The sequence below is a fragment of the Streptomyces sp. NPDC127068 genome, assembly GCF_042724695.1.
In the GTDB taxonomy this organism is placed as follows: domain Bacteria; phylum Actinomycetota; class Actinomycetes; order Streptomycetales; family Streptomycetaceae; genus Streptomyces.
The window spans coordinates 57127-75854 of the sequence record NZ_JBHXEN010000042.1; the positions used below are offsets into that span (position 1 = coordinate 57127).

Annotated in this window: 19 protein-coding genes; 13 read left to right on the forward strand and 6 right to left on the reverse strand. The window is 72.8% G+C overall.

The features are described 5' to 3' along the window. Position 1: 1 nt before the first annotated feature. From ACFWIA_RS24820 to ACFWIA_RS24830, 3 genes are all read right to left on the reverse strand, one after another. A complete protein-coding gene (locus ACFWIA_RS24820) occupies positions 2 to 1297 on the reverse strand; it encodes an amidase domain-containing protein (RefSeq protein ID WP_387008644.1) in 1296 nt (431 codons plus the stop codon). Positions 1298 to 1509: 212 nt separating this feature from the next. Further along, entirely contained in the window at positions 1510 to 1776 is a 267-nt protein-coding gene (locus tag ACFWIA_RS24825; RefSeq protein WP_385487675.1) for a protealysin inhibitor emfourin, read from the reverse strand. 21 nt (positions 1777 to 1797) lie between these two features. Beyond that, a complete protein-coding gene (locus tag ACFWIA_RS24830; protein ID WP_387008646.1) occupies positions 1798 to 2862 on the reverse strand; it encodes a M4 family metallopeptidase in 1065 nt (354 codons plus the stop codon). Positions 2863 to 3173: 311 nt separating this feature from the next. Here ACFWIA_RS24830 and leuA point away from each other — a divergent pair, with 311 nt between their 5' ends. The 5 genes from leuA to ACFWIA_RS24855 all read left to right on the forward strand — a co-directional run bounded on the left by leuA (position 3174) and on the right by ACFWIA_RS24855 (position 10547). Further along, positions 3174 to 4961 carry a 2-isopropylmalate synthase gene (gene leuA / locus ACFWIA_RS24835; protein WP_387008648.1) on the forward strand — a complete coding sequence of 596 codons (1788 nt, stop codon included), beginning with the start codon at positions 3174 to 3176 and terminating at the stop codon, positions 4959 to 4961. A 162-nt stretch (positions 4962 to 5123) separates the two neighbouring features. Further along, positions 5124 to 5840 carry a TerB family tellurite resistance protein gene (locus ACFWIA_RS24840; protein ID WP_387008650.1) on the forward strand — a complete coding sequence of 239 codons (717 nt, stop codon included), beginning with the start codon at positions 5124 to 5126 and terminating at the stop codon, positions 5838 to 5840. Between the two features lie 161 nt (positions 5841 to 6001). Then, positions 6002 to 8122 (forward strand): MMPL family transporter, encoded by a 2121-nt coding sequence (locus ACFWIA_RS24845; RefSeq protein WP_387008652.1) that lies wholly within the window; start codon positions 6002 to 6004, stop codon positions 8120 to 8122. A 204-nt stretch (positions 8123 to 8326) separates the two neighbouring features. Next, positions 8327 to 9838: a sensor histidine kinase gene (locus ACFWIA_RS24850; RefSeq protein ID WP_387008654.1), complete on the forward strand. Its 1512-nt coding sequence runs from the start codon at positions 8327 to 8329 to the stop codon at positions 9836 to 9838. Positions 9839 to 9878: 40 nt separating this feature from the next. Then, positions 9879 to 10547, forward strand: a complete 669-nt coding sequence (locus ACFWIA_RS24855) for a response regulator (RefSeq protein ID WP_387008656.1) — start codon at positions 9879 to 9881, stop codon at positions 10545 to 10547. 66 nt (positions 10548 to 10613) lie between these two features. Here the strand turns inward: ACFWIA_RS24855 and ACFWIA_RS24860 are convergent, their stop codons facing one another. From ACFWIA_RS24860 to ACFWIA_RS24870, 3 genes are all read right to left on the reverse strand, one after another. Then, positions 10614 to 10934, reverse strand: coding sequence for a hypothetical protein (locus ACFWIA_RS24860; RefSeq protein WP_387008658.1), 321 nt, complete (start codon positions 10932 to 10934; stop codon positions 10614 to 10616). Beyond that, a complete protein-coding gene (locus ACFWIA_RS24865) occupies positions 10927 to 11151 on the reverse strand; it encodes a hypothetical protein (protein WP_387008660.1) in 225 nt (74 codons plus the stop codon). The genes ACFWIA_RS24860 and ACFWIA_RS24865 overlap by 8 nt, the downstream gene beginning before the upstream one ends. A gap of 128 nt (positions 11152 to 11279) precedes the next feature. Further along, positions 11280 to 11672, reverse strand: a complete 393-nt coding sequence (locus ACFWIA_RS24870; protein ID WP_387008661.1) for a VOC family protein — start codon at positions 11670 to 11672, stop codon at positions 11280 to 11282. Between the two features lie 115 nt (positions 11673 to 11787). On the opposite strand from ACFWIA_RS24870, the gene ACFWIA_RS24875 reads away from it, so the two are divergent. From ACFWIA_RS24875 to ACFWIA_RS24910, 8 genes are all read left to right on the forward strand, one after another. Continuing rightward, complete coding sequence (locus tag ACFWIA_RS24875; protein WP_387008663.1) at positions 11788 to 12333, forward strand: metal transporter; 546 nt, start codon at positions 11788 to 11790, stop codon at positions 12331 to 12333. A gap of 29 nt (positions 12334 to 12362) precedes the next feature. Then, positions 12363 to 13550 carry a sensor histidine kinase gene (locus ACFWIA_RS24880; RefSeq protein WP_387008665.1) on the forward strand — a complete coding sequence of 396 codons (1188 nt, stop codon included), beginning with the start codon at positions 12363 to 12365 and terminating at the stop codon, positions 13548 to 13550. Positions 13551 to 13566: 16 nt separating this feature from the next. After that, positions 13567 to 14235 (forward strand): response regulator, encoded by a 669-nt coding sequence (locus ACFWIA_RS24885; protein WP_387008667.1) that lies wholly within the window; start codon positions 13567 to 13569, stop codon positions 14233 to 14235. 163 nt (positions 14236 to 14398) lie between these two features. Next, on the forward strand, positions 14399 to 15328 hold the full coding sequence (locus ACFWIA_RS24890; protein WP_387008669.1) for an ABC transporter ATP-binding protein: 930 nt from the start codon (positions 14399 to 14401) through the stop codon (positions 15326 to 15328). Next, on the forward strand, positions 15325 to 16356 hold the full coding sequence (locus ACFWIA_RS24895) for an ABC transporter permease subunit (protein WP_387008671.1): 1032 nt from the start codon (positions 15325 to 15327) through the stop codon (positions 16354 to 16356). Before ACFWIA_RS24890 ends, ACFWIA_RS24895 begins: the two co-directional genes overlap by 4 nt. A gap of 68 nt (positions 16357 to 16424) precedes the next feature. Beyond that, on the forward strand, positions 16425 to 17174 hold the full coding sequence (recO, locus tag ACFWIA_RS24900; protein ID WP_387008673.1) for a DNA repair protein RecO: 750 nt from the start codon (positions 16425 to 16427) through the stop codon (positions 17172 to 17174). A 21-nt stretch (positions 17175 to 17195) separates the two neighbouring features. Then, on the forward strand, positions 17196 to 18023 hold the full coding sequence (locus tag ACFWIA_RS24905) for an isoprenyl transferase (RefSeq protein WP_387008674.1): 828 nt from the start codon (positions 17196 to 17198) through the stop codon (positions 18021 to 18023). A gap of 46 nt (positions 18024 to 18069) precedes the next feature. Next, positions 18070 to 18630 carry a YcxB family protein gene (locus ACFWIA_RS24910; RefSeq protein WP_387008676.1) on the forward strand — a complete coding sequence of 187 codons (561 nt, stop codon included), beginning with the start codon at positions 18070 to 18072 and terminating at the stop codon, positions 18628 to 18630. Positions 18631 to 18728 lie beyond the last annotated feature (98 nt).

The following is an 18728-nucleotide window of genomic DNA, read 5'->3' on the forward strand; positions in this document are numbered from 1 at the left end:
GTCACGTCCTGTGCGCGTAGTACGTGGCCTTGGGGTACTGCTTGACGATGCTGGCCATCGACCGGCGGTAGGTGTCGGAGCTGTGGTACGTCAGGTACGGCTGGCTCTTGGCCCGATGAGTGGTGATCATCGTGTGGTCCTTGCCGTTCTTCCGGTCGAAGTCCATCTGGAGCACGTCGCCGTACCCCATCTGGTAGACGTTGCCCAGGATTGACGTCCGGCCGCTCTTCTTGGCGAAGGTCGCCCAGTGGTTCACGCTGGTCCAGGAGTACGTCTGGTTGAGGGAGTTGTACCACCAGTACTTGGCGTTCTTGTACCAACCGGACTTGTTCTTCCAGCCGCCGGCCCGCAGCGACTGGCTGACGAAGTTGGTGCAGTCGCCGCCCTTGCCGTTGAACTTGCGGTAGGCCGAGTTGTAGTTCTTCCAGTACTTCTCCGCGTACCGTGCCATCGCGGCGTAGTCGTACCCGGCCATCGGCGTGACGACGCCGCTCTGCGGGGAGTCCTTCCGGGCCGCCGCGAGATCGGCGGCGGTCGGAGCGGCGACGGCGCTGACCGGCTTCTCGCCGGTGCCGGGCGGCACGTCCGGGACGTCGTTCGGGTCCTCGGTGCCGTCCTCGACGGTCGGCTCGTCGGCGGGCTCCGGCGTGTTCAGGTCCGCCGGGTCCGTCACCACCACCTGGTTGATCGGGGCGGGACCGCTCTTGTTCACCGGGTCGGCCGCGGTGAGCGCCCAGGTGCCGTCCGCGGCGAGGGCGTAGACGAACTGGTGCTCGGCCCGGAACTCGGTGGTGGGCGGCTCGTCACCGTGGATCTTCTTGTAGGTGAGGGCCGTGTCCTCGGTCAACTGGACCGTGGCGGTGCCACCGACGACGTCGATCGAGTCGACCGCGGTCGTGGTCTGGGCGGCGGTGTAGGCCTCCGAGACCTCGGCCAACTCCGACTTCAGGTGCTGTAGTTCACCGACGGTGGCGTTCTCTTCCCGTGCGGAGGCGGCGCTGAGGTGCACCGGTCCGCGGGTGCGGGTGGCCAGCGGGGCGGTGAGGGCGGCCGGTGTGCCCGGGGTTTCCAGGAGCGCCGCCGTGCGCCGCTCGATGACCGCCTTGGCCACGTCCGCGAAGTGCCGTGCGGTCTCCTCGCTCACCGCTGCTGCCGAGCTGCCCGATGCCGGTGCACCCGCCGGGACCACCGAGGGCCCGGCGGCCACCGCGGTACCGCTGGTCAGTGCGGTTGCGGTGATGCCGACTACGGCGAGTGTGCGTAACGAGGTCGTTCGGGATTGCTTCGTTCGCGTCATGAAACGTACCCCCATACACAGCGCCCCCCCGTGGAGCGCTTGACCCAAGAATCACGTAAGGCACGGGAAAACGATGGACAGTTTCTTGCCCATCCTTGGCCGGTCTCTGATCGCTTGAGCCCCGGATCGGGGTGTTTTGGGGTTGTTCCTGAGGGATCGTGCCCGCGGGGGCCGAACAGTTCGGGCCACTGGGCGCCCCCGCGCCGCACGGTCTAGGCGCCCTCCTTGAGGACCCGTCGCACGAGTTCCCGCTGGGCGTCGGTGAGCCGCGGGTCCGCGCAGTACGCGGTGCGGCCGTCGACCGTGATGCGGTAGCTGAAACCGTCCGGGACGCCGGTGCCGGGCGCCGAGCGGGCACCGGTCAGTGCCCGCTCGGCCAGGGCGTGCCACACCTCGGCGTCGGGGCGGGCGGTGGTGTCCACCTCGGCCCGCCGCTCGATTCCCGCGAACCCTCCGGTCCGCCGCACGACGATACGCATGCCCCTTCGCCTACCCCGTGGTCAGCCCGTCGGAACACCCACCGACGACCACGCCTTCGTCACGGCTTCCAGCTCGGTGCCCGCGCCGTACCGCGACCGGGCCGCCGCCAGGGTCAGCCGGGCGAACTCCGAGAAGTCCGCGTCCGGGGTCAGCTCGCCGCCGGTCAGCGTGTCGTACCAGATCTGGCCGGCCCGCTCCCAGGCGTTCCCGCCCAGCTCCGTGGCGAGCAGGTAGAAGGCGTGGTTCGGGATGCCCGAGTTGATGTGGACGCCGCCGTTGTCCCGGTTGGTGCGGACGTAGTCGTCCATCGTCGCGGGCTGCGGGTCCTTGCCGAGGACGTCGTCGTCGTAGGCGGTGCCCGGCGCCTTCATCGAGCGCAGCGCCACCCCCTCGACGTTCGGGCCGAGCAGCCCCGCGCCGATCAGCCAGTCCGCGTCCTTGGCGAGCTGCCCGAGCCCGTACTGCTTGATCAGGGCGCCGAACACGTCGGACACCGATTCGTTGAGGGCGCCCGACTGGCCGTAGTACTCCAGGTTCGCGGTGTACTGGACCACGCCGTGGGTCAGCTCGTGCCCGATCACGTCGACCGGGAGCGTGAAGTCGAGGAACAGTTCCCCGTCCCCGTCGCCGAACACCATCTGCTCGCCGTTCCAGAAGGCGTTCGCGTAGTCCTGGCCGTAGTGCACGGTCGCCACCAGCGGCAGGCCGGAGTCGTCGATCGAGCGGCGCCCGTACGCCTTCAGGTACAGCTCGAAGGTGGCGCCGAGGCCGGCGTGGGCGCGGTTGACGGTGGCGTCGCCGGTCGGCGGGTCGTCCTCGTCCCGCACCTTGCGGCCCGGCAGGACCTCCCTGTTCTGCGCGTCGTGGACCCGTCGGTCCGGCTTGTCGGAGGGCACCGCCGTGGTGGGGGCGAGGCCGCGCACCGTGGCGATCCGGCGGCGGGTGCGCTGGGCGGCGTCGAGTTCCAGGGTGCGGGTCGCGGCGCGTGACACGGCCGCGTCGTCGGCCTGGGCGAGCTTGTCCAGGATGTGCGGCGGGACGACGGTGCAGAAGACGGGCCGACGGCCCGGTCGCTGTGGTGTCATGAGGGCAATGTGGCAGTCGGTCACTCTGTTGTCACCACAGGTGACGTGGAATTGGCGAAAAGGAGTGAAGCGCGCGCGAAGCGGCCCGGGAACCATTCGCCTCGTACCCCTCATGCGTCCCGCATACTGGGACAGGCCCACCATCCCCGGGAGGGCTCGGTTAGGCTGCGTGCACCATGCGTTTCGGGCTGCTTCTCCTTAGCTGCCGCGGCGAGGGCCTGTAGTCGTAGGCCGACCCCCTCCCCGCGGAGTTCGGTGTTGCGCTCAGCCGTCGGCCGTCCCCCCGTGGACCAAGAGGAGCCCTACGCATCATGTCCAGCCCTTCCCGCCCTGCTGCTGATCCGTCCTCCGTCGGCCGTCCCACGCCGATCACCAATGCGACGCACCTCCAGCGGTCCACCGCGATGCCGATCCACAAGTACCGCCCGTACGAGCAGGTCGACATCGCCGACCGGACGTGGCCGGACCAGCGGATCACCCGGGCGCCCCGCTGGCTCTCCACCGACCTGCGCGACGGCAACCAGGCGCTGATCGACCCCATGTCGCCCGCCCGCAAGCGCGAGATGTTCGACCTGCTGGTCGCGATGGGGTTCAAGGAGATCGAGGTCGGCTTCCCCGCCTCCGGACAGACCGACTTCGACTTCGTGCGGTCGATCATCGAGGAGGAGGGCGCGATCCCCGACGACGTGACGATCTCCGTCCTCACCCAGGCCCGCGAGGACCTGATCGAGCGGACCGTCGAGTCGCTGGTCGGCGCCAGGCGCGCCACCGTCCACCTGTACAACGCGACCGCGCCGGTCTTCCGCCGGGTCGTCTTCCGCGGCACCAAGGAACAGATCAAGCAGATCGCCGTCGACGGCACCAGGCTGGTCATGGAGTACGCGGAGAAGCTGCTGGACGACCGCACCACCTTCGGCTACCAGTACAGCCCGGAGATCTTCACCGACACCGAGCTGGACTTCGCCCTGGAGGTCTGCGAGGCGGTCATGGACGTGTGGCAGCCCGAGGCCGGCCGCGAGATCATCCTCAACCTGCCCGCCACCGTGGAGCGCTCCACCCCCTCCACCCACGCGGACCGCTTCGAGTGGATGAGCCGCAAGCTGTCCCGGCGCGCGCACGTGTGCCTGTCCGTGCACCCGCACAACGACCGCGGCACCGCCGTCGCCGCCGCCGAGCTGGCGCTGATGGCCGGGGCCGACCGCATCGAGGGCTGTCTGTTCGGCCAGGGCGAGCGCACCGGCAACGTCGACCTGGTCACCCTGGGCATGAACCTGTTCTCGCAGGGCGTCGACCCGCAGATCGACTTCTCCCACATCGACGAGGTCCGCCGCACCGCCGAGTACTGCAACCAGATGGAGGTCCACCCCCGTCACCCGTACGTGGGCGACCTCGTCTACACCTCCTTCTCCGGCTCCCACCAGGACGCCATCAAGAAGGGCTTCGACGCGATGGAGGCGACGGCCGCCGCCGCGGGCAAGACCGTCGACGACATCGAGTGGGCCGTGCCCTACCTGCCCATCGACCCCAAGGACGTGGGCCGCTCCTACGAGGCCGTGATCCGCGTCAACTCGCAGTCCGGCAAGGGCGGCATCGCGTACGTGCTGAAGAACGAGCACAAGCTGGACCTGCCGCGGCGGATGCAGATCGAGTTCTCGAAGATCATCCAGGCCAAGACCGACGCCGAGGGCGGCGAGGTCACCCCGACGGACATCTGGAACGTCTTCCGCGACGAGTACCTGCCCAACCCGGACGACGCCTGGGGCCGCGTCCAGCTGCGCACCGGCCAGTCCACCACCGACACCGACGGCATCGACACGCTCACCGTCGAGGCCACCGTCGACGGCGCCGACACCGTCCTGGGCGGCAGCGGCAACGGCCCGATCTCCGCCTTCTTCGACGCCCTCCAGTCCATCGGCATCGACGTACGCCTGTTGGACTACCAGGAGCACACCATGAGCGAGGGCGCCTCCGCGCAGGCCGCCTCGTACATCGAGTGCGCGATCGGCGACAAGATCCTCTGGGGCATCGGCATCGACGCGAATACGACACGTGCTTCGCTGAAGGCCGTCGTCTCCGCCGTCAACCGCGCGACCCGCTGACCCCCGCCACCTGCGCGTCCCCGGCGCCCGCCACCCCACGGGGCGGCGGGCGCCGGGGCGTCTCCCGGCCACCTTCACATCCTGGGTACTGACGGCACCCGCCCGATGTGGCTAACATCACGCCAACACGACGAGGTTGCCACGATGTTGCGGAGGTGTGACGTGCTGCCGAGCAGAGGACGGAACAGCCGTGGCGGCCGTGGTGGCCGCCGAGGCCTTCTGCTGGGGGTGCGCACCGCCTGGACGACCGTCGCCGACGGGGAGTTCTTCTGCCCCGGCTGCGGTTGCGACCGCAACTACGAGCGCCGCACCGGCCGCCGCCGGTTCGCCGTCCTCGGCCTGCCGCTGCTGCCCCGCGGAGCGACCGCGCCCGTCGTCGAGTGCCTGACCTGTCAGGAACACTTCGGCACCGAAGTCCTCGACCACCCGACCACCCAGCGGTTCTCCGCCATGCTGCGCGACGCGATCCACACCGTCGCGCTCGCCGTCCTCGCCGCGGGCGGCACCGGCGCGCGCTGCGCGGTCGGCGTCGCGCTCGCCGCCCTCCGGGACGCCGGGTACCGGGACTGCGACGAGGAACAGCTCGTCACCCTCGTCGAGGCCGTCAGCGCCGACACGGGGCGCCTGCCGGGCCTCTACGGCGACCCGGGCCTCACCGGCTTCGCCATCGAACTGCACGAGGCCCTGGAACCGCTCGCCCCGCACCTGGCGCCCCCCGGTCGCGAGTCGCTGCTCCTCCAGGGCGCCCGCATCGCCCTCGCCGACGGCCCGTACACCCCCGCCGAACGCGACATCCTCGCCACCGTGGGCCGCGCCCTCACCCTCGACCCGGACGACGTCACCCGGCTCCTCAGCACCGCCCGCCCCACCCCCTCCTGACCCGCGCCCCCTGACCCGCGCCCCCGGAGCCGGAGCCCGTCGGAGTCCCGCGGGAGTACTCCGCGGGAAGTAACACGCCGCGCACCGCACCCGGAGCGGTAACCGGGACCTCGGCCCACGGTCCGAGGAATCCCGGCCGTACGGGCGGAAGCCTTGAAGGCGTGACGACACCGACCTCCACACCCCAGCCTCCCCCGCGCACCCGGTCCCGAAGAGCCGTCCCCTGGGCCGTCCTCGGCCTCTGGATCGCGGTCATCGCCCTCGCGCTGCCCTTCGCCGGGAAGCTCACCGACGTCCAGCGCGACCGGGCCGTCGACTACCTCCCGGCCAACGCCGACTCCACCCAGGTCGCCAAGATCCAGGACCGTCTCCCGGGCGGCGAGAGCACCGAACTGGTCCTCGTCTACCACCGTGACGGCGGCCTCACCGCCGCCGACCGCGCCACCGCCGACCGCCAGCTCGACGAGATCGCACGGACCCACGACCTCAGCGCCGCCCCCGAGGGCGTCCCCTCCCGGGACCGCACCACCCTCATGTACCCGGTGACGACCAACGGACCCGGCCAGGACGAGAAGGCCCGGGCGAAGTTCGTCGGCGAGGTCCGGGCCACCGCCTCCGGCGGCGACGGGCTGAGCGTCGAGGTCGGCGGGCCCAGCGCCCTCGACGTCGACGCCGAGGAGGTCTACGAGTCGCTCGGCGGCCCGCTGCTCTACACCACCGTCGCCGTCGTCGCGATCCTCCTCATCGTCATCTACCGCAGCCCCTTCCTGCTGCTGGTCCCGCTCCTCAGCGCGGGCACCGCCGAACTCCTCGCCCGCTCCGGCGCCTACGGCCTGAACCAGGTCTTCGACACCCCGATCAGCGGCCAGAGCTCCGGCATCATGACGATCCTCGTCTTCGGCGCGGGCACCGACTACGCCCTGCTGCTCGTCGCCCGCTACCGCGAGGAACTCCGCCGCCACCGGCTGCCGTACGACGCGATGCGCGCGGCCCTGCGCGGCTGCGGACCCGCCGTCCTCGCCTCCTCCGGCACGGTCGCCGCCGGCCTGCTGTGCCTGCTCGCCGCCGACCTCAACAGCAGCCGGGGCATGGGTCCGCTCGGCACCCTCGGCGTCCTGTCCGCCCTGGTCGCGATGCTGACCCTGCTGCCCGCGCTCCTCGTCCTCTTCGGCCGTCGGGTGTTCTGGCCGCTGATCCCCGCGTTCGGCAGTCAGCCCAAGGCCCGGACCTCGGTGTTCGCCAAGATGGGCGGCTCCGCCAGCCGCCGCCCGTACACCGTCCTCATCGGCGGCGCCGTCCTGCTCGGGGCGCTCGCGCTCGGCGTGTTCAACCTGCCGGGCAACCTCAAGCAGGAGGACACCTTCACCAGCCGCCCCGAGTCGATCGCCGCGATGGAGACCCTGGGCGAGGCGTTCCCCGAGAGCGGCACCCAGCCGCTCGCCGTCATCACCCCCACCGACCGTGCGGACGACACCCTCGCCGCGGCCCGGAAGGTCCCCGGCGTCGAGCGCGTCGACCGCGGACGCGACGGGGACGGCTGGACCGAGATATCCGTACTCGCCTCGGCCAAGCCGGAGTCGGCCGCCGAGACCCGCACCATCGAGGACCTGCGCGCCGCGCTCCCCGCTTCCTACGTCGGAGGCCCCAGCGCGGAACAGCTCGACCTCAAGGAGACCCACGCCCGGGACCGCACGGTCGTCGTCCCGCTCGTCCTCGCCTCCGTCCTGATCGTGCTGATCGTCCTGCTGCGCAGCCTCGTCGCCCCGCTGCTGCTGGTGGCCGCCGTCGTCGCCGTGTGGGGTGCCTCGCTCGGCATCGGGGGCCTGGTCTTCGGCCCGCTGTTCGGCTTCGAGGGCGCCGATCCGGGGCTCGGCCTGCTGTCCTTCGTGTTCCTGGTCGCCCTCGGCGTGGACTACGGGATCTTCCTCATGCACCGGATGCGGGAGGAGTGCCTCGACGGCGTCGAACCCGCCCCCGCCGCACTCAGCGCCCTGCGCAGCACCGGTGCGGTGATCGCCTCGGCCGGGCTCGTCCTTGCGGCGACCTTCGGCGTGCTCATCAACCTGCCGATGGTCCAACTCGTGCAGCTCGGCTTCGTCATCGCGGTCGGCGTCCTCCTGGACACCTTCCTGGTGCGCACCTACCTGGTCACCAGTGCCAGTGTCGCGCTCGGCCGGCGGGTGTGGTGGCCCGGCCCGCTGGCGAAGCCCTCGCCCGGTGCGCGGGCCGAGGCTGCGGCGCCGCCCCGGCCGCGGGAGGAGGAACGCGTCACCACTCCGTAGCGGCCCCGTTCTCGTAGCGGCTCGGTCCGCGTACCGGGCCCGTCTCGTACCGGGCCCGTCTCGTACCGGCCCGTCTCGTAGGGGCGCCCCCGCGGCGCCCCAACGAGGCCCGCCCCACCGGCCGCCGCACCCGTCCCGCCGGCCCCGCCGGTGAACTCCCCGCACCCGTCCGGCGCGCCCCTCCCCTCCCGGAGGGGCGCCCCCATGCCGCAGGATGGCCCCGTGGAACCCAACTCCCGCCAGGCACCGGCCCGCAAGGCCGATTCCGTGCCCGAGCCGCTCCCGACCGCAGTGGTGCAGCAACCGGGCGAGGCGCAACCGGCTGCCGCCGCCCCCGCAGTGGCCGCCCCCGCTCCCGTAGCCGTGGCCGAACCCGTCCCGACCGGCGAACTCCACGCCCGGCGGGCCTGCCGGGCACGGGCCCTCGTCGCGCGCGGCTGGCGCCTGCTGTGCGACGACCGCGTCCTGGCCGCCCTCGCCGCGGCGACGGCCGTCTCCCTCGCCCTGTGGTGCACCGGTGAACCGGACGCCCTCGACGCGCTCGGCTGGACCCTGCTGCTCGCCGCCCACGTCCCGCTCGCCTTCCGCACGCGGGCCCCGCTGTGGATGCTCGTGGCGGTCTTCGTGCTCATCGCCCCGTACCACGCACTCGACTACAACCACACCGCCCCCGGCCCCGCCGCGTACCTGGCCCTCTACACGGTCGCCGTCACCGGCACCCTCCGCCGCACGGTGTGGGTCGGCCTCGGCACCCTGGGCCTTTCGATGTCCATCATGCTGGCCGTCAGCCCGCACGAGGCCGCGGAACTCCTGCGCATCTCCGGCTGGGTGGTCGCGATCCTCGTCGTCGGCGCCTACGTACGGGTGCACCGCGGCAACGTGCGGGCCGCCCACGAGCGGGCGGAGCGCGCCGAACGGACCCGCGAGGAGGAGGCCCGCCGCCGGGTCGCCGAGGAACGCCTGCGGATCGCCCGGGACCTGCACGACCTGCTCGCCCACACGATCACCCTCATCGGGGTGCAGACGTCCGTCGCCGCCCATGTGCTGGCCGCCGACCCGGACCGGCTGGACCGGGCGGCGGTGGCCCGCGCCCTCGACGACATCGCCGACACCTGCCGGGCCGCACGCGGGGAACTGCGCACCACCCTGGAGGTGTTGCGCGCCGACGCCCCCGGTGATCCGCGCGGCCCGCTGCCCGGCCTCGGCGGGCTGCCCGACCTCGTGGAGGCCGCCCGCAGCGCCGGCGCCGAAGTCACCCTCACCCTGCGGGGCGTCGGCGCCCAGCCGCCCCCGGCGGTCGGCGCGGCGGCCTACCGGATCGTCCAGGAGGCGCTCACCAACGCGGTGCGGCACGCGGGCCCCGGCGTGGTGGTCACGGTGGCCGTCCGGGTCGCCACGGTGGCCCTGGAGGTCACCGTCACCGACGACGGGGCGGGCGCCCCGGACCCCGGGTCCGCGCCCCCGGCCGGGGAGCCCACCACGGCCTCGGGCTTCGGGCTGATCGGGATGCGGGAGCGGGCCCGCAGCGTCGGCGGCACCCTGGAGGCGGGGCCGCGGCCCACCGGCGGCTTCACCGTGACGGCGCTCCTGCCGCTGGTCCCCGTGGCCCAGGAGGGCACGCTCGCCCCGGTCCTCGACGCGGCCCCCGCCCGGGTCGCCGTGGACGGACCGGGACGCCCGTGGCAGGGTCTCGGCCCGGGGGAGTCCCCCGCATGACCCGCCGCCCGCCGCCGACCGACTTCCCCTGGGGGACCGCGTGACCATCCGTGTACTGCTCGCCGACGACCAGACGCTGGTACGGGCCGCGTTCGCCATGCTCGTCGAGTCGGCACCGGACATGGAGGTCGTCGGCCAGGCCGGCACGGGGCGCGAAGCCGTCGAACTCGCCCGCACCGCACGGGCGGACCTCGTCGTCATGGACGTCCGGATGCCGGACCTGGACGGGATCGCGGCGACCCGGCTCATCGCCGCGGACGAGGACCTGGTGGGCGTGCGGGTGCTGGTCCTCACCACCTACGACACGGACGAGCACATCATCGACGCGCTGCGGGCGGGGGCGTCCGGGTTCCTCGTCAAGGACACCAAGCCCGCCGAACTCCTCGACGCGATCCGCCTGGTGGCCCAGGGCGAGGCACTGCTGTCGCCCGGACCGACGGCCCGGCTGATCGCCCGTGCGCTGCGCGCCCCCGACCCGGGCCCCCGTTCCGCGCTGAGCCCCGACGGCCTCACCGACCGCGAACGCCAGGTGCTCACCCTCGTCGCCCGGGGCCTCACCAACCAGGAGATCGCCGACACCCTGAGCCTGAGTCCGCTCACGGCCAAGACCCATGTCAGCCGCATCATGGGCAAGTTGGGCGCGCGGGACCGTGCGCAGCTCGTCATCCTCGGGTACGAGTCGGGGCTCGTCACGCCGGGCGGCGGGTGAGCGACACGTACGCTTCCGTCCGGGCTGTTGCGGGAGAGGCTGCCCCAACGGGGCCTTCCGTCGACGTCACGACGTCGACGAGGACGCCTCCGCGGGAGGCGGAGCGGGCACCACGGCAGCGGTCGCCATGCCGTTCGAGGCAAGGTCGACGTGGTCCAGCACCACGCTCCGCACCAGCACACCGGGGAAGTCCTCGAAGCGGCTCAGCGTGTCCGCGATGGCGGCCGTGAGGGTTTCGGCCTGGACGACACACAGGAATCCCGAGTACCCCGGCCCCTCTTCCAGACCGATGCCACCCGCTGCGAAGCGGTCGAGGCCGTCCAGGACGTCCTTCTGCTCCTCGGTGAGCGGGGCTTCGAGGACGAGGTTGAAGTACCAGCTACGCACAGTTCCGGTGCTTCCCTGTGAATTGGTCAATCTTGTTCGCCTCTTCTCCCTGACCGCTGGGCGTGCAGTACACCGTGACGTTCCTCCTGCACGGGCAGCAGATCACCCATCCCCACCGATGGCGGTTCTTGTCGTGCGTCACCTTGAGGCCCGCCGCTTCCGCCCTTTTGAGAGCCGCTTCCACGTCCTTCTTCTGATGCCGGTCGCCCAGTGCCATGTCACCACGTTGTACGCGCAGATGACGGAACGGGATGCCGAGCCCAAGGCGGACCACTCCAACGAGCGACCCCCGGGCCCTTGTTCGTCGGACTGTCGACCCCGCAGGCCCCGCCCAGGTGACGCCTGCTACCGCGCCCCGCCCACGTGCCGCACCAGGCAGAACGGGTGCCCCGCGGGGTCGGCGTAGACCCGCCAACCGCCCTGTGGCGGCCCCGCGTCCAGGAACCGGGCGCCCAGCGCGAGGACCGCGTCGTGGGCCCGGTCGAGGTCCGGCACCTCCAGGTCGAGGTGGAACTGCTGGGGGCGGTCCGGGTGCGGCCAGGTGGGCGGACGGTGGTCGGCCACCCGCTGGAAGGCCAGCACCTGCCCGGTGGGGGTGTGCAGGGTCGACCAGTCCGCGTCCAGGGACCAGCGGGCGTCCGGCCGGTCGACGTCGCCGCCCAGGAGCGCACCGTAGAAGCGGGCCAGCGCGTCCGGTTCGGCACAGTCCAGGACGGTGCACTGCAATGCGGCGATCATCCCCCGATCCTACGAGCCCGACGGTACTCAAACCCGTCCGAAGCACGGCCCGCCCGCCACGCTTCCGTACTTTCGGCCGGTTCGCCGCGCGCCCGCGCTTCCTAGCCTGAGTCGCATGGACACAGCGCAACGGCGGACACGACGGGCTGGAGCAGGGGGCGACCTCGGACTCGGCGTGGTGTTCGCCCTGGGGACCGCCGCCACGACGTACCTGCTCATGGACAGTTGGGGCGGCGCCTCCTGGGTGTTCGGCTCCACGGTGTCGACGGTGGTGTCGGTACTCGCACTGCTGCGCGCGCGGTGGCCGGCGCTGACCGCGGCCCTGGGCACGGCCGTGACGGCGGCGGCACTCACGGTGTCCCTGGCCGTCGGCGACGACCTGCCGCAGGAGCCCGCGCCCACCACGGCCCTGGCCCTCGCCGTGCTCGTCGGCTCCGCCGTGCGGACCCTGCCGCCCGGAGCGGCGACCGCGATCGCCGCGGGCGGCCTCGGGGTGACCGCACTGACCTGGGCCGAGGGCTGGAGCGCCGTGACGGCCCTGGTCACGGCGGCGACGGTCGCCGCCCTCGGCACGGGTGCGGTGCTGCGTCGCCTGGACCACGACCGGCGCGCCGACCCCCCGGCACCCGGGGAGCCCCGGACCGACCCGCCGCGTCCGTAGGGGTACGGGTGCTCGCTAACCTCCACCAGGTGACCAGCGCGAACCGGTGGACCAAGCTCGCCGCCGCCCTCGGAACCGGCGGCGTGTTCCTCGCGGCCATCGCCGTCCAGTGGGTCGCCCTCGCCCAGACCTGGGGCGCTGCCTACGGGGCTCCGGGGGCCGCCGTCGCGGTCGTGGTGTGCGGGCTCGCCCTGGTGCGCCACCGGGAACGGACCTGGACGGCGGTCGCGGGTCTCCTCGCGGCGGCCGGGGCCGTGCTCGTCGGCCTGCTGTCCGACGTCGAACTGCCCGCCGAACCCGGGCCCGCCACGACCCTCGGACTTGCCGTGCTCGTCGGCTCCGCCGTCCGGACCCTGCCGGTGGTGCGGGCCAGGGCCGTCGCGGGCGGCGGACTGCTGCTGATCGCCGGCCAGTTCGCCACCCGCCCGGCCTCGGCGGTGGTCGCCCTCGCCGCAGTGGGCTGGTTGGCCGCCCTCGCGGTCGGCGGGACGCTGCGCGTGCAGGACGCCCGGGCCCGGGCCGCGGCCGAACGGGTGCGCCGGGGGGAGCGGTTGGAGCTCGCCCGGGAACTGCACGACGTCGTCGCCCACCACCTCACGGGGATGCTGATCCAGGCCCAGGCCGCGCAGGTCGTCGCCCGGCGCTCCCCGGAGCAGGTGTCCCGGTCGCTGGCCGAGATCGAAGCCGCCGGTTCGGAGGCGATGGTGGCGATGCGGCGGGTCGTCGGCCTGCTGCGGCACGCCGACCGCGATCCCGGCTCCGCGGCCGGCTCCGACACCGATACCGATACCGATGGTGCTGACGACGGTGCGCCCGCCTCGGCCGGGCCCGAACAACTGGGCACGCTCGTCGAGCGCTTCGAGCGGCAGGGCCCGGACGTGCGCCTCACCGTGCCCGACGACGCCTCCCGCTGGCCGCCGGAGGTGACCAGCACCGTGTACCGCATCGTCCAGGAGGCGTTGACGAACGTCCTGCGCCACGCCCGCCACGCCCGCTCGGTCGAGGTCACCGTCGGTCGGGCCGCGGGGGTCGTCACCGTCGAGGTCGTCGACGACGCGCCGCACTCCGGCCGCCGTCCGCACCGCGGCGGGTACGGTGTGATCGGCATGCGCGAACGCGTCGAGACCCTCGGCGGCTCCTTGCACGCCGGCCCCCGCCCCGGTGCCGGCTGGTCGGTGCGGGCGGTCCTGCCCGTCCCCGGCAGGGAGCCCGGATGATCCCCCTGGAGCCCGGATGACCCCGATCACGGTCCTGCTCGCCGAGGACCAGGCGATGATCCGTCGCGGGCTGCGGCTGATCCTGGAGGACCAGCCGGACGTCCGGGTCGTCGCGGAGGCCGAGGACGGCGCCGCGGCGATCGAGGCGGCCCGGCGACTGCGCCCCGACGTGTGCCTGGTGGACATCAGGATGCCCAAGCTCGACGGGATCGAGGTCACCCGCGCACTGGCCGGCCCCGGGGTGCCCGATCCGCTGCGGGTCATCGTCGTGACCACGTTCGACCTGGACGAGTACGTGTACGGGGCGCTGCGCGGCGGCGCGGTGGGGTTCGTCCTCAAGGACGCCGGGCCCGCGCTGCTCGTCGAGGCCGTGCGCGCCGCGCACCGGGGCGAAGCCCTGGTCTCGCCCTCGGTCACGCTGCGGCTGTTGAAGCACCTGAACGGCGTGGGGAAGCTGCCCCGACCCGGTCGCGCGCCGTCGCCCCCGCTGTCCGGGCGCGAGATCGAGGTGGTCCGGGCCGTCGTCCGGGGGCGCACCAATCGGGAGATCGCCGCCGAGTTGTTCATCTCGCTCAGCACGGTCAAGAGCCATGTGTCCGGCATCCAGACCAAGCTCGGGGTGCGCAACCGGGTCGAGGTCGCCGCCTGGGCCTGGGAGAACGGCATCGCCCAGGGCACCGCGTAGGCGTTCCGCGCGGGTGGGGACGTACGGTCGTCGGTCCGTCGGGTCGGCGGTCGTCGGCCCGTCGGGTCGGAAGCACGGCACCGGCCGGAAGTACGGTCGCCGGGCTACGGAACCGGGCATGCGGCCGATGCCGGGGGCGGGCGGCGGATTCCACGATGGGGGCATGCCAACCACATCCACCCCTGCGGCCCTGCACGCCGTGGGCTTGACGAAGAAGTACGGCCGTCGCCGTGCCCCCGCCCTCCACGACGTGGACCTCAGCATCCCCTCCGGCCGGGTCATCGGCCTGGTCGGTCCGAACGGCGCCGGCAAGTCGACCCTGCTCCATCTGGCCTGCGGGCTGATCCAGCCGACGTCCGGTTCGTTGACCGTGCTGGGCTCGCGTCCGGCGGCCGGTGCGTCGCACCTGGCCCGCGTGGGGTTCGTCGCCCAGAACACGCCGGTGTACGGCTCGTTCACGGTGGCCGAACACCTGCGGCTCGGCGCGCGGCTGAACCCGGTCTGGGACGGGGCGTTGGCCGAGCGGCGCCTGCGCCAGGTGGGGTTGGACCCCGCCCAGCGGGCGGGGCGGCTGTCGGGCGGCCAGCGGGCCCAACTGGCGCTGACCGTCGCCGCGGCCAAACGACCCGAGCTGCTGATCTTCGACGAACCGGCGGCGGCCCTGGACCCGCTGGCCCGCCAGGGCTTCCTCCACAACCTGATGGAGTTCGTGGGGGAGTTGGGCGCCAGCGCCGTGCTCTCCTCGCATCTGCTCGGTGACATCGAGCAGGTCTGCGACCACCTGATCGTGCTGTGCGACGCGCGGGTGCAGATCGCCGGCGACACCCGGACCCTGTTGGCCTCGCACGCCCGGTTGCCCGCGTCCCGCGGGGAGCCCGAGGCGCTGCCCGCGGGCGTCGAGGTGGTGTGGCGGGACCGGGGCGGTGCGCTCGTCCGCGTCGGGTCCCCGGCCGTGGCCCTGCCCCGGGCCGCCGAGCCCGTCTCGCTCGAAGAGTTGGTCCTCGGCTACATGACCCGGGCCGCAGCCGCCCGCAGCACCGCCCCCGCCCCGACCTCCGGTACCGGCACCGCATCGCAGGAGGGCACCCGATGATCTGGCTGCACTGGCGGCAGTTCCGCGGGCAGGCGCTGGCCGGCGCCCTCGCCCTGATCCTGGCCACCGGCTATCTGCTGTACGTGGGCGTGGACGTCCGCGACGGCTACGAGGCGTACCAATCCCGGTGCGGGGACGACGGCGGGGGCGACTGCGCCCGGGCGCGGAGCCAGTTCCGCAGCGCCCACGAGAACACCCTGCTGTTCCTCGCGGCCGGGCTGGCCCTGGTCCCCGCCGTCCTCGGGGCGTTCTGGGGCGCGCCGATGGTCGCCCGGGAGCTGGAGAACGGCACCCATCGGCTGGTGTGGAACCAGAGCGTCACCCGGACGCGCTGGCTGCTCACCAAGGTCGCGTTCGTCGGGGCGTCCGCGGTGCTCCTGACCGGCGCGATGGCGACCCTGCTGACCTGGGCGGCGGCCCCCTTCGACGAGGTCGTCCAGAACCGGTTCGGCGCCCTGGCGTTCGGGGCCCGCCACCTCGTACCGTTCGGGCACGCCGCGCTGGCCGTCACCTTCGGCACCCTCGTCGGGCTGCTGCTGCGGCGCACCCTGCCCGCGATGGCGGTGACCCTCGTCGGCTTCGTCGCCTTCCAGTTCTTCTTCCCCAACGTGGTGCGGCCCGTGCTGGTGGCACCGGAGACCACCACCCTGCGGGTGACGGCCGAGACGATCAACGGGGCCCGGAGTCTGGGCGGCATCGGCGGCGGCCCCGTCATCGGCGGGCTGCGGTTGCCGGACGCTCCCGATGCGTGGATCGCCGAGACGAGTCCGCTGCGCACCGCGGACGGCGCGGACCTCGACGGGGCGCGGTTCAACGACTGCCTGGACGATCCGCCCAGGAAGGGGGCGGGCGGTACGTTCGGCGACACGGCGGTCTGCCTCGCCGGGCACGACCTGCACATCGACGTCCGCTACCACCCCGGCAGCCGCTACGGGACGTTCCAGTCGCTGGAGACCGCGATCTACCTGGTGCTCGGCGCGGCCCTCACGGCGCTCGGCCTCGGCCGGATCCGACGCCGGGTGAGCTGACCCGCCGCGCCGGACGTCCGTTCGACCCGATGGCTCCGGGGCGCACGGGGGTGCGGGAGAATGGGCCCATGAGTCTGTTCCGGGACGACGGCGTGGTGCTGCGGACCCAGAAGCTCGGTGAGGCCGACCGGATCATCACGCTTCTGACCCGTGGCCACGGCCGGGTGCGCGCCGTCGCCCGGGGGGTGCGGCGCACGAAGTCGAAGTTCGGCGCCCGCCTCGAACCGTTCTCCCACGTCGACGTGCAGTTCTTCGCCCGCGGCAGCGAGCTGATCGGCCGCAGCCTGCCGCTGTGCACCCAGAGTGAGACCATCGCGCCGTACGGTGGCGGGATCGTCACCGACTACGCCCGCTACACCGCCGGCACGGCCATGTTGGAGACCGCCGAACGGTTCACCGACCACGAGGGGGAGCCCGCCGTCCAGCAGTACCTGCTGCTGGTCGGCGGGTTGCGGACGCTCGCCCGCGGGGAGCACGAGCCGCACCTCGTGCTCGACGCGTTCCTGCTGCGCTCCCTCGCCGTGAACGGGTACGCCCCCAGCTTCGGTGACTGCGCCAAGTGCGGACTGCCCGGCCCGAACCGTTTCTTCTCGGTGGCCGCCGGGGGGAGCGTGTGCGGGGAGTGTCGGGTGCCCGGCAGCGTCGTACCCTCGCCGCAGGCCCTGGAACTCCTCGGGGCGCTGCTCACCGGCGACTGGCCCACCGCCGACGCGTGCGAGGCGCGTCACGTCCGCGAGGGCAGCGGGCTGGTGTCGGCGTATCTGCACTGGCACCTGGAGCGCGGACTGCGTTCCCTGCGTTACGTAGAGAAGACCTAGGTAGGAGAGAGACAACCCCTCATGGCACGTCGTGGAATCCTCGGCCGGTCCCGCCGCGAGTACAAGACCCCGGAGCCGCACCCGTCCGGCGTCCGCCCCCCGAAGCTCCCCGGCGAACTGGTGCCGAAGCACGTCGCCGTGGTCATGGACGGCAACGGTCGTTGGGCGAAGGACCGGGGGCTGCCGCGCACGGAGGGCCACAAGGTCGGCGAGGGCGTCGTCCTCGACGTGCTGAAGGGCTGTCTGGAGGTCGGGGTCAAGAACCTCTCCCTGTACGCCTTCTCCACCGAGAACTGGAAGCGCTCGCCCGACGAGGTGCGCTTCCTGATGAACTTCAACCGGGACGTCATCCGTCGCCGCCGGGACGAGATGGACGAACTCGGCATCCGCATCCGCTGGGTGGGCCGGATGCCGAAGATGTGGAAGTCCGTCGTCCAGGAGCTCCAGGTCGCCCAGGAGCAGACCAAGGACAACGACGCGATGACGCTGTACTTCTGCGTCAACTACGGGGGCCGCGCCGAGGTCGCCGACGCCGCGCAGGCCATCGCCCGTGACGTCGCGGCGGGCAAGCTGGACCCGGGGAAGGTGAACGAGAAGACCTTCGCCAAGTACCTGTACTACCCGGACATGCCCGACGTGGACCTGTTCCTGCGTCCCAGCGGGGAGCAGCGCACCTCCAACTATCTCATCTGGCAGAGCAGTTATGCCGAGATGGTGTTCCAGGACGTACTGTGGCCCGACTTCGACCGCCGCGATCTTTGGCGCGCGTGCATGGAGTACGCCTCCCGGGACCGACGGTTCGGCGGGGCCATCCCGAACGAGGAGCAGATCCTCAGGGGCGGTCGCTAGCGCGGGGCGGATCAGGGACGGACCGGAACGGGGAGGGACGCGGGGCGTGGACGAGGCGACGCAGTCGACGGGGAGTGCGGCACCGGTGGCCGGGGAGCGCATCGAACTGCGCTACGAGTTGGTCGCCAAGGACTTCCAGGAGGCGTTGGCCCAGCGGGCGAAGGCGATACCGTCGGCCCGGCGGACGCAGATCGGCGTGATGACGGTCTGCTGGGCCGCCGGGGGCGCGCTGCCGGTGTCCCTGCTGGGCGGCGACGAACCCGTCTGGTGGCTGTTCGCGCTGGTGGCGGCCGTGTTCGTGGCCGTGCTGGTGCTGGTGGTCCAGGGCTGGTCCTACGGGCGGATGCACCAGCGCGCGGCCGACTTCGAGGGGCCGCTGCACGCCGTCCTGGACGAGGAGTCGCTGACCTTCACCGGCGACCACACGGAGATCCGGGCCCGGTGGTCCTCGTTCGGGCGCTACCGGGAGACGCCCCGTTCGTTCGTGCTGTTCCTGGGCGACCGGAACGGCGCCGGCTTCTCCGTGCTGCCGAAGGCGGGCGTGCAGCGGCCCGAGGACGTGGACCGGCTGCGGGAGCTGCTGGACCGGCGGCTGCACCGCGCCTGACCCGTGGGGGGGGGGGGGGGGGGGCCGCGGGGGGGGGGGGGGGCGGGCCCGGGCGCGCGTCCACCACCCGGCGCGGGGGGGGGGGGGCGGCGGTGTGG